The sequence below is a fragment of the Sphingomonas sp. Leaf5 genome, assembly GCF_001421155.1.
GTDB lineage: Bacteria > Pseudomonadota > Alphaproteobacteria > Sphingomonadales > Sphingomonadaceae > Sphingomonas.
On record NZ_LMJZ01000025.1, the window covers coordinates 172,246 to 184,991 of the forward strand.

General features: G+C 64.5%; 9 protein-coding genes and 1 tRNA gene. 5 read left to right on the forward strand and 5 right to left on the reverse strand.

Annotation, left to right across the window (positions count from 1 at the left end):
- The first annotated feature begins 139 nt into the window (after positions 1–139).
- Together purS and purQ are read left to right on the forward strand one after the other, a co-directional pair.
- Positions 140–370: a phosphoribosylformylglycinamidine synthase subunit PurS gene (gene purS / locus ASE50_RS17975; RefSeq protein WP_055999839.1), complete on the forward strand. Its 231-nt coding sequence runs from the start codon at positions 140–142 to the stop codon at positions 368–370.
- Complete coding sequence (gene purQ, locus ASE50_RS17980) at positions 367–1,035, forward strand: phosphoribosylformylglycinamidine synthase subunit PurQ (RefSeq protein WP_056403884.1); 669 nt, start codon at positions 367–369, stop codon at positions 1,033–1,035. Before purS ends, purQ begins: the two co-directional genes overlap by 4 nt.
- 1 nt (position 1,036) lies before the next feature.
- On the opposite strand, the gene ASE50_RS17985 is transcribed toward purQ, so the two are convergent.
- Positions 1,037–1,786 (reverse strand): queuosine precursor transporter, encoded by a 750-nt coding sequence (locus ASE50_RS17985; RefSeq protein WP_056403887.1) that lies wholly within the window; start codon positions 1,784–1,786, stop codon positions 1,037–1,039.
- 56 nt (positions 1,787–1,842) lie between these two features.
- Here ASE50_RS17985 and ASE50_RS17990 point away from each other — a divergent pair.
- The 3 genes from ASE50_RS17990 (at position 1,843) to ASE50_RS18000 (ending at position 7,437) form a co-directional block, all read left to right on the forward strand.
- Positions 1,843–1,919 (forward strand) — tRNA-Arg (locus ASE50_RS17990).
- A 335-nt stretch (positions 1,920–2,254) separates the two neighbouring features.
- Positions 2,255–4,495, forward strand: coding sequence for an alpha-galactosidase (locus ASE50_RS17995; protein ID WP_082439117.1), 2,241 nt, complete (start codon positions 2,255–2,257; stop codon positions 4,493–4,495).
- A gap of 80 nt (positions 4,496–4,575) precedes the next feature.
- Positions 4,576–7,437, forward strand: a complete 2,862-nt coding sequence (locus ASE50_RS18000) for a TonB-dependent receptor (RefSeq protein ID WP_082439118.1) — start codon at positions 4,576–4,578, stop codon at positions 7,435–7,437.
- A gap of 73 nt (positions 7,438–7,510) precedes the next feature.
- Here the strand turns inward: ASE50_RS18000 and ASE50_RS18005 are convergent, their stop codons facing one another.
- The 4 genes from ASE50_RS18005 to ASE50_RS18020 all read right to left on the reverse strand — a co-directional run bounded on the left by ASE50_RS18005 (position 7,511) and on the right by ASE50_RS18020 (position 12,465).
- Positions 7,511–8,158 (reverse strand): glutathione S-transferase family protein, encoded by a 648-nt coding sequence (locus ASE50_RS18005; RefSeq protein ID WP_200909472.1) that lies wholly within the window; start codon positions 8,156–8,158, stop codon positions 7,511–7,513.
- A 197-nt stretch (positions 8,159–8,355) separates the two neighbouring features.
- Entirely contained in the window at positions 8,356–9,450 is a 1,095-nt protein-coding gene (recA, locus tag ASE50_RS18010) for a recombinase RecA (protein WP_200909460.1), read from the reverse strand.
- Between the two features lie 220 nt (positions 9,451–9,670).
- On the reverse strand, positions 9,671–11,245 hold the full coding sequence (locus ASE50_RS18015; RefSeq protein WP_056403892.1) for an MFS transporter: 1,575 nt from the start codon (positions 11,243–11,245) through the stop codon (positions 9,671–9,673).
- An 80-nt stretch (positions 11,246–11,325) separates the two neighbouring features.
- Positions 11,326–12,465, reverse strand: coding sequence for a hypothetical protein (locus tag ASE50_RS18020; RefSeq protein ID WP_056403895.1), 1,140 nt, complete (start codon positions 12,463–12,465; stop codon positions 11,326–11,328).
- Between the last annotated feature and the right edge of the window lie 281 nt (positions 12,466–12,746).

Sequence of the window (12,746 nt, forward strand, 5' to 3'; positions counted from 1 at the left end):
GGTCCATGGCAGTGTGATAGGCAGGCAATACGGCGCACTCAAGCGAATCCCGATGCGATCGCCCCGCGCCTCTTGTGCGCGGGCGCGGGCGGGGCCATAGCGCCCGCGACAAACCCCATTCGGACTTGAGGCAAGCTGCATGAAACTCCGCATCGTCGTGACGCTCAAGAACGGCGTACTCGATCCGCAGGGCAAGGCGATCGAACACGCGCTGGCCTCGCTCGGCTTCGCGGGCGTCGGCGAGGCACGGGTCGGCAAGCTGATCGAGCTGGACGTCGCCGACGGCACCGATGACGAAACGATCGACGCGATGTGCCGCAAGCTGCTCGCCAATACGGTCATCGAAAACTATCGGGTCGAACGCGCATGAAGACCGCCGTCATCGTCTTTCCGGGGTCGAACTGCGACCGCGACATCGCGGTGGCGCTGGAATCGGTCACCGGTACCGCGCCGACCATGGTCTGGCATCGCGAAACCGACCTGCCCGACGATATCGGTCTGGTCGCCGTGCCCGGCGGCTTTTCCTATGGCGACTATCTGCGATCGGGTGCGATTGCCGCACGGTCGCCGGTGATGCGCGCCGTGGTCGATGCGGCGGGCAAGGGCCTGCCGGTGCTCGGCATCTGCAACGGGTTCCAGATCCTGACCGAAGCAGGACTGCTGCCGGGCGCATTGATGCGCAACCGGGGCCTGTCCTTCGTCTGCCGCGACGTGGCGCTGCGCGTGGGGGAGGCCAGGTCGGCCTTCACCAGCGGATATCGCGCGGGCGACACGATCCGCGTGCCCGTTGCGCATCACGACGGCAATTACGTCGCCGACGACGCGACGCTCGACCGGCTGGAGGGTGAGGGTCAGGTGGCGTTCCGCTATGCGGAGCCGGTCAACGGCTCGGCACGCGACATTGCCGGACTGGTCAATGCAGGGGGCAATGTGCTCGGCATGATGCCCCACCCCGAACGCCGCATCGAAACGGCACATGGCGGCCGCGATGGTCGCGCCCTGTTCGAAGGATTGCTGGCACGCGTCGGTGCCTGATCTAGCGCGACCGCCTGCTTCCCGCGAAGGGGGAGAAGTCGGTCGCGGCATCGAACACATCGACCCCCTCGCGCCGCTTCAGCCAGCCGACCACGGCATAGGTGACCGGCGTCAGCACGATTTCCCAGCCGACCTTCATCGCCCAGTTGGTGACCAGGACGGTCAGCACCTGCCCGGCCGGCCAGACGCCTAGGAACGCCAGCGGGTAGAAGATCGCGCTGTCGACCGCCTGGCCCACCACGGTCGACCCGACCGTCCGCGTCCACAGCGCCCGCCCGCCGGTCCAGATCTTCATGCGGGCGAGGACATAGGCGTTGACGAATTCCCCCGCCCAGAACGCGGTGATCGAGGCGAAGACGATGCGCGGCACCTGTCCGAAGACCGCTTCATAGGCACCCTGCCCCATCCAACCGGCCGCGGGCGGCATCGCGACGACGACCGCCGCCATGAACGCCATGAACAACAATGCCGCAAAGCCGACCCAGATGCACCGCCGCGCCCGGGCATAGCCATAGACTTCGGTCAGCACGTCACCGATGACATAGGATACCGGAAAGAACAGGATGCCCGCGCCGAACACGAACGGCGTACCGGCAATGTCGATCGCCGCCACCTTGCCCGCGCCGATGATGTTCGACAGCAACAGGATGGCGACGAACGCCGCCATCACGATATCGAAATGGCGGAACCCCCGCGCCGGAAGCGTAGCGGCGTCGATTCGGGGCAACGCGGTATCGGACAGTTCGGGCATGGCCGCGTTATGATAGCGGTTCCGCTTTGCCGCAATGCACGCTAACGAAGCGGCGGGCACCCGTAGCTCAGCTGGATAGAGCAAGGAGCTTCTACCTCCTTGGTCGGGGGTTCGAATCCCTCCGGGTGCGCCATTTTCATATGTCCTTTGCCACAACCGACCGGCATTTCGTCCGACGTGGTGGACCGCGGTGACACCCACTGACCTGCCCCAACGATCATCGAGCGGACCCATCATCCCCGAACGTGGCAAGGGTGACGTTGCCGATCGGACAGGCTTGTACGGCAATCCGTTCGCTGACGTGGCGGCTTGGACACCAAGATTGGCTGACACCCTGCCAGCACCGCACAATTCGAATCGAACAGCACAAGGCATTAAATAAATTCAATATTGCCTTGCTCGGAAACAATTATCATATATTTACGAACAAACGATTGCACGCGAGGCGGTCGGCAGGAGGGGGTTGCGATGAAGCTGAGCCGTGTGCTTCTCACCGGACTGATCGGGGTTTCCGCAACGACGCCTGCCGTTGCGAAGGTGACGGCCCCGCAGGATGCCCGCGTTTTTCGCCTCGATGGCGGCGGCGTGACCTATGCGCTCGGTGTCGACGACAAGGGATATCTGCAGCCGCTCTATTGGGGGGCAACGCTCGCGGCGGGCGATCCGCTGGTTGCGACCGATCCGGTGAAGACCGGCGATCCCGTGCTGGTAAAGGCCCCTGGCGAACTGTCCGGCTTCGATCCCGCCGGTTCGGTGACGTTACAGGAATATCCGGGTCAGGGCGAAGGGCTGGTCAGCGATCCGGGCATCAAGACCATTTTTGCCGACGGCAATCGCGACCTCGTGCTCAAATACAAGTCGCACCGGGTGCAGGGCGAGACGCTGCTGGTCGAACTGGTCGATATCCGGCGGCCGCTCGGCATTACGTTGCGCTACACGATCGATCCTGAAACCGGCGTGCTGGCGCGATCGGCATCGGTCCGCAACGGCGATCGGCGTGCGGTGCGCGTCGACCAGATCGCCTCGGCGGTGTTCACCCTGCCGGTCGGCGACGATTACCGGCTGCACTATCTGACCGGTCGTCATGCTGCGGAATGGACCAGGAAGGACGTGGCGATCACGCCGGCGCTGACACTGCTGGAAAGCCGGCGCGGTTCGACCGGCCACGGCAACAATCCGTATTTCGCGATCGGTCGCGAAGGGATCACCAGCGAGGACGCCGGGCCGGTATGGTACGGCGCGCTGGCATGGTCGGGATCGTTCCGGATCAGCGTGGGGCAGGACAATCTGGGTCGTGTCCGGGTCATGGGCGGCTACAACCCCTATGACTTCTCGTGGTCGCTGAAGCCCGGCGAGACGCTCGACACCCCCGTCTTCTACGCGGGCTATTCGGACGGCGGTATGGGAGGCGCATCCCGCACCTTCCACCGTTTCCAGAACGCGCACATCCTGCCCGGTGGCGAACGCGCCAAGCCGCGCCCGGTCGTTTACAACAGCTGGGAAGCGACCGCGTTCGACGTGACCGAGGCGGGACAGGAAGCGTTGGCGGAGAAGGCAGCCAAGATCGGCGTCGAACGCTTCGTCGTTGATGACGGCTGGTTCGGTGCGCGCAACAGCGACAAGGCAGGGTTGGGCGACTGGACCGTCAACCGCACGAAATTCCCCAATGGTCTGAAGCCGTTGATCGACAAGGTCCATTCGCTCGGTATGGATTTCGGTCTGTGGGTCGAACCGGAAATGGTCAATGTCGACAGCGACCTGTACCGCGCCCACCCCGACTGGGTGCTGCAGTATCCCGATCGTCCCCGGACCGAGGGCCGCAACCAGCTGGTGCTCAACCTCGCGCGGACCGATGTCCGCGATCATCTGCTGGCAGTGCTCGACAGGCTGGTCGCGGAGAACGACATCGCCTTCCTGAAATGGGATTACAACCGCAACTGGACCGAAGCCGGATGGCCGGCGGTGCCGGTGCAGGATCAACAGCGCGTATATGTCGAATATGTCCGCAACCTGTACCACATCCTGTCCGAACTGCGGCGACGTCACCCGAAGCTGGAGATCGAAGGCTGCTCGGGCGGCGGCGGTCGTGTCGATCTGGGCATCCTCGGTTTTTCCGACGAAGTATGGCCGTCGGATAATACCGATCCGGCCGACCGGTTGATGATCCAGGACGGCTTTACCCAGGCCTATCCGGTATCGGTGATGATGGCGTGGGTGACCGACAGTCCGAACTGGGCGAACACCCGCGCGACCTCGCTCGACTATCGCTTCCTGTCGTCGATGCAGGGCGGGCTCGGCATCGGGGCCAATCTCGACAAATGGCAGGCCGAGGATTTCACCACCGCCGCCAAATGGGTCGCGGCCTACAAGACCATCCGTCAGACCGTGCAGCGCGGGCAACTCTATCGCATCGATCCGCCGACCAAGGATAACGCATCGTCCGCGACGATGTATGTCGGACAGGACCGGAGGCAGGGCGTGATGTTCCAAATGCTGCATTCGTCGATGTGGCGCGACAATCCGGTCGCCGAACATCCGCTGGGGCTGGACCCGGCACAGACCTATACCGTCCGCATCCTTGGTGGCGGCAAGCTGCCCGAAGGTGTGCCGGCGCGGGCCAGTGGTGCCTACTGGATGGAGCGCGGTCTGCGCGCACCGCTCAGGGGCGACTTCGTGGGGTCCGCTTTCGTGTTCGACGCCGTGACATAGTCGATACTACCGAGGGGACAGAGCCCATCCAGAAGGCTCGCCCCTCCCCGATCACCATCATTCTCAAGGGGAGGATATCTATGCGTATGTCATTCAAGACCGTATTGCTCGCAGGCGGAATGCTGCTGGCCGGACCCGTGTTCGCGCAGGACGCCACGCAGCCCGAAGCGGGCGCACCGCAGACCAGTCCCGCCGGCACCGTGCAGGAACCGACACCCGTTGCCGCACAGGTCGGCCCTGACACCCCCGAGGTCGCCGACGATATCGTCGTTACCGGCATCCGCAGCAGCCTCGCGTCGTCGGCACGGGTGAAGCGGGAGTCGCAACAGATCGTCGATACGATCTCCGCCGAGGATGTCGGCAAATTCCCCGATGCGAACATCGCGGAATCGCTGCAACGGATCACCGGCGTCGCGATCGACCGGTCGGGCGGCGAAGGCCAGTTCATCACCGTTCGCGGCCTCGGGCCGGAATTCAACACCGTGCTGGTCAACGGCCGGGTGATGGCGACCGACAATCCGGGTCGTGAATTCTCGTTCGACGTCCTGTCGTCGAACATGATTCAGCGCACCGACGTGTACAAGTCGAGCGTTCCCGAATTGCAGGAAGGCGGCATCGGCGCGACGGTCAACATCATCACCGCCCGGCCGCTCGATGGGCGCAGCGGCTTCCACCTCGCCGCGTCGGCCGGTGGCATTTACGACACGCTGCGCGAGAAGCTGAGCCCCGACCTGTCGGCGGTCACGTCGCTCACCAACGATGCCAAGACGATCGGCATCGTCCTGTCGGGATCATACACCGACCGTCGCAGCCAGCTGGACTATGTGCAGACCGATGGCTGGCTGTTCGGGCCGCAGAACGTCGTCAACGGCAATGCGAATTCGACCGGGCTGACCACCGCCGCGCTCGGCAATACCGGCGCGACGGTCAACGTCCCCCAGAACCTCGCCTTCGCACGGCAGGAGGACCGGCGTAGGCGGATCAATCTGGCCGGTGCGTTGCAGGCGAAGCTCGGCGACCAGTTGCTGCTGACCGTCGACGGCATCTTTTCGAAGTTCGACGTCTTCACCCACCGCAACATCTTCGCGAATTTTTATTCGTCGCCCTATATCGGGTTGCAGGTCGACGATACCGGTACGGCGACCGGGTTCAACCGCCCCGGACAGCAGTTCCTTGCCGCCAATCCGTTGCTGTCGCAGCGGGTGTCGCTGTCGCAGAACGATAATATCGTCAACAACAACGATCGCCGTACCGAAACCTATCAGGTCGGCGGCAACCTGAAATGGAACCCGGCGGACGATGTCGAGGTTCGGTTCGACGCGTCGACGTCGAAGGCGAAACAGCGCAACCCGACCCAGTTCGTCGTCGTCGGGTCGCTCGCACAGACCAGCCCGCGTTTCGACCTGAACAAGGGCGAGGACCTGCCGACCGCATCCAACTTCGGCAACATCACCGATGCGTCGCTGATGCGGGCGCATTACACCGGCGTCGAAAACAACCGGGTCAGCGACCGCAGTTCCGAATTCCACCTCGATACCGACTATCAGATCCAGAACAGCATCCTGAAGACGGTCCGGATCGGCATGGCCTATTCGGACCGGACGAAGCAGCGGCGCTTCTTCAACAACTCCGACGGCGGTTGCGCGTACTGCGGCTACGACATTCCGATGGATACGTCGCTGCTGTCGCCGTTCAAGCTCGACAACTTCCTGCCCGGCGTATCGGGCAGCCAGAACGTGCCGCAGCAATTCTTCACCTACGATCCGAATGCGGTGATCGCGTTCCTGTCGAATCCGACGAACCTCGCCCGGGCGCGTCAGGGGCGGACGGCGGCCGAACAGGCTGCGGAGGCTGCACGGCTGCTGGCATTGCCCGGCGGTCCATACGGGGTCCGCGAGAATCCCGGCAGCCAGTTGAACGTCAACGAACGGCTGCTCGCGACGTACATCGCCATGTCGTTCGGTGGCGATAACTGGAGCGGCAATGCCGGTGTCCGCGTCGTGCGGACCCAGACGGAGTCGCGCGGCTTCGCGCAGCCCGTACTCGACATCACCAACACCCGCGGCGACGATACGCTGGTCTTCACCTATGGTGCGTCGACGCCGGTCTCGGTCGGCAACAGCTATGTCAACGCGCTGCCGTCGGCCAACATCAAGTTCAATGTCACCGACAAGCTTATCACCCGTGCCGCCTTCTCCCAAACGGTGACGCGGCCGACGCTGACTGACCTTGGCGTCGACAACTCGTTCGGCGGCCGCATTTCCGTGCCGCAGTCGAGCGGCGGCAACCCGACGCTGGAACCGTTCAAGTCGACCAACTACGATATCTCGGTCGAATATTATCTGAACTCCATCAGCTATGTCAGCGCCGGCGCGTTCTACAAGAAGCTCGATAACTTCCTCGAACTCCAGACGCTGCCGATCCAGCGGTTCGGGCGGACGTTCCAGGATACCCGGACCCGTAACGGGCAGACCGGCTATATCCGCGGTATCGAAGTCGGGGGCCAGTACACGTTCGACTGGTTGCCGAGTGTGTTGTCGGGCTTCGGTGTGGCCGGCAACTATACTTATGTCGACAGCAAGGCCGAGCGTGACTCCGCGCTGGCGGATTACGAATGCGGTTATAACGGCCTGTCGCCACATTCGGCGAATGGCAGCGTGTTCTTCGAGAAATACGGCATTTCGGCACGGACGTCCTACAATTGGCGCTCCGAATATCTCCGCGCATGTCGTTCGGACCAGGGTCGCCCGCGCAATCGTTCGGCCTATGGGCAGCTCGATTTCAACGTCGGCTATGACGTCACGTCGAACGTGCAGGTCTATGTGCAGGGGGTGAACGTCACCAACCAGCGGATCCACGAATGGTCGGCGATCGAAGACCGCTTCCTGCTGCTGCAGGAGACGGGCGCGCGGTATAATTTCGGCGCGCGGGTGAAGTTCTGACGAACGGACACCCGCCTGCCGTTCGCGGGCGGCCGGCGGGTGTCCCGATCGGTCGCCGCGTTACCGTGATCGGTCAGGCATAGGCGTAGGTGCCGCCCGCCTTCAGTGCTGCCTGATAGGCGGGACGGGCGTGGATGCGATCGAGCCACGCGATGGTGCGGGAGCGGGAAGCGTCGAGGCCGGCGCGGCTGCGTGCGGCTTCGAGGGGAAAGCTCATCATGATGTCGGCGGCGGTCATCTCGTCGCCGGCGAACCATTCGTTCGCGGCGAGATGCGATTCGACATAGTCGAGATGGACGTCGATCATCGGCTGAATCTTCTTCTGCGCCGCCTTTCCCAGCAGCGGCACGCGACCGAGCACGAGCTTCACCAGCAACGGCGGCATCAGCGAGCCTTCGGCATAATGGAGGAAGTGGCGGTAGTGGAGCGCGGCGCGGCGATGGGCGGGCGTGCCCAATCGGCCATCGGCCCGCTCGACCAGATATTCGACGATCGCGCCGGTTTCGGCGACGACCAGCGGACCGCCGCTGCTGCCGGCGTTGCCATCCTCGATCACCGGCGACTTGCCCAAGGGGTGAATACGGCGCAGCTCCGGCGGTGCCAGCATCGTCGCCTTGTTCCGCTCATAGCGCTTCACCTCATAGGGAAGCCGCAATTCCTCGAGCAGCCAGAGGACGCGTTGCGAGCGGGAGTTTTCGAGGTGATGGACGACGATCATCAGCGACATTCCTGCACGGGTTCAGCGGATTGCTACTGCAATGCCGGTGGCGGGCGTCGGTTGCACGCGATCGAAGCAACGGCACAAAAGTCACAAAGGTCACACTTGCCACGTGTTCACCAACGCGCCGCTCCCCCGGTGATGGATCGACGACAAGCGATCGACCGGGCAGCACCGTGCCGCCCGGTCGATCTGCCCGATCACATATCGTCGTCACCATCGTCGGCGTCGGGACCGGCCATCATCTCTTCCGCGACCTTTTCGGTGCGCTGGCGGATCGCCGCCTCCAGCTTGTCGCGCAGTTCGGGATGTTCGGTCAGGAAGTTCTTCGCGTTCTCACGCCCCTGCCCGATCCGAACGCTGTCATAGCTGAACCACGCGCCCGATTTCTCGACCAATCCGGCCTTCACGCCCAGATCGAGGATCTCGCCGATCTTCGAAATGCCCTGCCCGTACATGATGTCGAATTCGACCTGCTTGAACGGCGGTGCGACCTTGTTCTTCACAACCTTCACGCGGGTGGTGTTGCCGATGATCTCGTCGCGATCCTTGATCTGTCCGGTGCGACGGATGTCGAGGCGGACCGATGCGTAGAATTTCAGCGCGTTGCCGCCCGTCGTCGTCTCCGGATTGCCATACATCACTCCGATCTTCATGCGCAGCTGGTTGATGAAGATCACCATGCAGCGCGAGCGGCTGATCGATCCGGTCAGCTTGCGCAAGGACTGCGACATCAGCCGCGCCTGCAGGCCGACATGGCTGTCGCCCATCTCGCCCTCGATTTCGGCCCGCGGCACCAGCGCCGCGACCGAATCCACCACCAGCACGTCGATCGCGTTCGAGCGGACTAGCGTATCGACGATTTCCAGCGCCTGTTCACCGGTATCGGGCTGCGACACGATCAGTTCGTCGATGTTGACGCCCAGCTTCTTCGCATAGACCGGGTCGAGCGCGTGTTCGGCGTCGACAAAGGCGACGGTGCCGCCGCCCTTCTGCGCCTCTGCCAGCACATGCAGCGCCAGCGTGGTTTTCCCTGAGCTTTCCGGGCCGTACACTTCGATCACGCGCCCGCGCGGCAGGCCGCCGACGCCGAGCGCAATGTCGAGGCCGAGCGACCCGGTCGAGATCGCCTCGACCTGCATCGCTTCCTTCTGGCCCAGCTTCATCGCCGAACCCTTGCCGAATGCACGATCGATCTGCGCCAGCGCGGCGTCGAGCGCCTTTTGCCGTTCGCCTGCCGCCTTGTCGTTTGCCGCCGCCATCTTGCTATCGACCGCCTTCAGATTTGCCGCCATGTCCAGCCTTTCGCGTAGAGCAACCGCGTCGAGGGTTCAACGCGTCTGTTGGATTTGCATGTATTCGTTTTGTTCCCATTCCGCAAGCGGTGTGGTGATCGTGGCGGCGATTCAGGTTGTGGGGGGTGAACCGCGTTGCCAAGCTCGGGGGCGCGCTAACGAAGAAGAAGCGGGACCCCGGATCAAGTCCGGGGTGACGGTACTCTGGTTGAGCACCCCCCTACCCCGCATGGCCGATCTGGCCGTTGTCGGCATCCAGATCGCGCAAATCACGCCCGCGGGTTTCGCGGCCGAACCATGCGACCAGCACCAGCGACAAGGCGGTCGGGACCATGACCATCAGCGACGACGCCCCCATCGACAGCGCGATGCCGGCGATGGTCAGCCCCTGCGCGATCAGGCCGCCGGCCTTGGTACAGGCGGCGACCCAGCCGGTAGCGCGGCCGCGCACCCGCATCGGGAAACTTTCGGCGGCATAGGGCAGGACGATGGCGATGATGCCGTTGGTGCCGACGATCAGCAGCGCGACCGGCAGGACCGGACTGCCGCTGCCCGCCAGTTCCAGCTGCAACACCAGCAGCAACCCGGCAAGAGTCAGCGCGATCATGACGGCGAGCGACCATTTCGTGCTCCACCGGCTGTAGAGAAAGGCGGCGAGGAAGACGGTGGGAAAGGCGACCAGCGCGCTTTCGGCCAGCAACCGGCTCGACACGCCGACCGAATACCCCTTCGCGACCAGATCGGCGGGGAGCCACAGCAACAGGCCGAAATTGACGAGGCCCCATGACAGCGCACAGATGCTGAGCGCGGCGAGCTTGCCATAGAGTTTGACCCCGGTCAGCGCGGCTGCGCGCGGGCCGGTGATGCGGACGGATGCGCGGGTGGCGGTCGCGCCGAAGCGGCGCATCACCGCCTCCGCCTCCTGCACCCGACCGCGTGCCAGCAGGAACTTGGCGGATTCGGGGATCAGCGCGCCGAGCAGGACCAGCGTCAGCCCGGTCGGCAGGTTGGCCAGCCACAGGATGCGCCAGCCGAAGACCGGTTGCAGGATCGCCGAAATGCCGCTGGCGGCGAAATAGCCGCCGACCGCGCCGAGACCACCGACCAGCACGAGGCTCCAGCCACGATGGCGGTTGGGCATCATCTCGGCGAGCAGCGCATAGGTGACCGGCAACATGCCGCCCGCCGCCGCGCCCATCATGAAGCACATGGCGATGTTCCACGCGAGGCTGGGCATCGCGCCGCAGATCGAGGTGCCGACGAACATCACCGCCGACAACAGGATCGATGCCTTTCGCCCATAGACGTCGGCGATCCAGCCCCACAGCACCGATCCGGTGACGGTGCCGGCGAGCGCGAAGAACGGCACCAGCGACACGGTGCGTTTGGGCACGCCATATTCGGAAATCATGCCGGGCACGGTGAAGCCCAGCGAGGCGGGCTTCATCACGTCGATGACGAGCGCCACGACCAGAACCGCCATCAGGCCCCAATGGGCGGGGCTCAATGCGGCATCCTCGGGCGCGGCGACGACGATGTCGGCAGCAGCGGCGCGCTGCGCGGCAAGGTTGCGCGGAAGCAGGCCATAGGCGGCGACCAGCGTGCCGAGCACGATCAGCACCATGCCGCCGATCATCATGCCGTCCATCGGCATGCCCGCCAGACGATAGCCCATCGACCGCGCCATCGCGAACATCGGCAGATGCGCGACGACCCCGATCGTCACCGCGACACAGCCGAGCACGAACGCCCAGACGGCCTGCCGGTCGGACAAGGTACTGTTGATCGAACCCATCGCCTGCCACTCCCCGATGCCGGGGTAGCGGGTGGCGGTCGCCCCGAAAAGACGGAATTATCGGGGTGACGGCCGATGGATCAACCAGTCGTGGTTTCCTGTGCCGCGCGACGTTTGTGCAGGTCGCTCAACGCCTCGGTCTCGGTAAGGTCGACGATATGGGTGGTGAGCGTGCCGGTGCGGCGCCGGACCCGCGATCCCGTGGGCGTGCCAATGGTCGCGCGTACCGTGAAGCGGTCGATGCGATACAGGCCGGGATGACCGGGAGCGACGCTAAGCGGTACATAGCGGCGCTCGGCGACCTGCTTGGCGATGCCCGAACGCCATTGGCCCAGACCGGCGTCGCGCAGCACCTCCACGCCCGCCGTACGGCCGTCTGGGCGAATCCAGTATCCGACATCGGCAAAGCGGATTTCCGAATCATGCCACGGATTTGCGCTGGCGACGAAGTTGATGTCGAAAACCGGTTTGGAAAAGAGCAGGCGCGGTTGTTCGTCGGCCGACTGACGCAACCGGGCGGCCAGCGCGTCGATCGCGCCGTCATCGCCCTTGGCCACGGCGATACGCGCGTCGAGCATCGCGCGCAGGTCGGCCATCCGCTGGTCACCGGGCCTGGCCAACGCCACGGCGTCGTCGGCGAGGCGGCGTGCCGTCCGGTAATCGCCGCGGGTCGAGGCCACGACCGCGCGGCGGAGCGCTGCACCGGCGGCCAACGCCGGTTGGTTGGCGGCAAGCGCGAGCCGCTGAACCGTGTGATACGCGTCGTCGGCCGCGTGGCTCTGCCCGATACCCAGCATCGTATCGCCGAACGTCAGTTGCTCGGTCATGGTCGCGAGGTTGGCATTGCCGAGATGGCGACGCAGGATCAGCAGGTTGTTGCGGGCCGATGCGGTCCATAGTTCGCGGTCGCCCTCATGTTCGGCGACGGTGGCCAGCGTCGCATACAGGCTGGACACCGGGCCGGGGAGCTCCGCCGCATGGTCGCGGTTGCGCCGGATCGCCGCCCGCAACGTCTTGCGCGCGACGCCGTAGCGGCCGCCGGCAAATTGTTCGACCGACGCCTGGAGTGACGCCTCCACCTCCTCGGCGGGCGGGCAGCCGCGCGCGAGGCAGGCGGCGAGCGCGTCTTCGGCACGGTGGCCGACGACCACGATTTCATCGGGGGCCGCTGCCGGAGGCGGGGCGATCTGGGCGAGCAGGAGCAGGGCCAATCCGGACATGGCCACAGGCTCGTTCCCGCTCTACCGCTTGTCAAGCAGCGGTATACGAAGTTAGCGCGGTTTTCGATCAAGTTGCCGCACCGTCATCGTCCTGCAGGCAACGGCTGAGATTCGTCTGACAACTAGGACCGATCGACATTCAGCGATCACCATGGAATTTCGTCACTCCCGCGCAGGCGGGAATGTGGATTCACGTTTGAAGTGCACCGGTTGAGATGCGCAGGAATGCCTCGGCGGGGGTTTGGAAGTCGAGACATTTTCTGGGGGTGTCGTTGATGCGC

Excerpts from the sequence above, each read along its gene's own strand:
- purS (WP_055999839.1), top strand. The coding sequence starts at position 140 with ATGAAACTCCGCATCGTCGTGACGCTCAAGAACGGCGTACTCGATCCG.
- ASE50_RS17985 (WP_056403887.1), bottom strand. The coding sequence starts at position 1,786 with ATGCCCGAACTGTCCGATACCGCGTTGCCCCGAATCGACGCCGCTACG.
- ASE50_RS18000 (WP_082439118.1), top strand. The coding sequence starts at position 4,576 with ATGCGTATGTCATTCAAGACCGTATTGCTCGCAGGCGGAATGCTGCTG.
- ASE50_RS18015 (WP_056403892.1), bottom strand. The coding sequence starts at position 11,245 with ATGGGTTCGATCAACAGTACCTTGTCCGACCGGCAGGCCGTCTGGGCG.
- recA (WP_200909460.1), bottom strand. The coding sequence starts at position 9,450 with ATGGCGGCAAATCTGAAGGCGGTCGATAGCAAGATGGCGGCGGCAAAC.
- ASE50_RS17995 (WP_082439117.1), top strand. The coding sequence starts at position 2,255 with ATGAAGCTGAGCCGTGTGCTTCTCACCGGACTGATCGGGGTTTCCGCA.
- ASE50_RS18020 (WP_056403895.1), bottom strand. The coding sequence starts at position 12,465 with ATGTCCGGATTGGCCCTGCTCCTGCTCGCCCAGATCGCCCCGCCTCCG.
- purQ (WP_056403884.1), top strand. The coding sequence starts at position 367 with ATGAAGACCGCCGTCATCGTCTTTCCGGGGTCGAACTGCGACCGCGAC.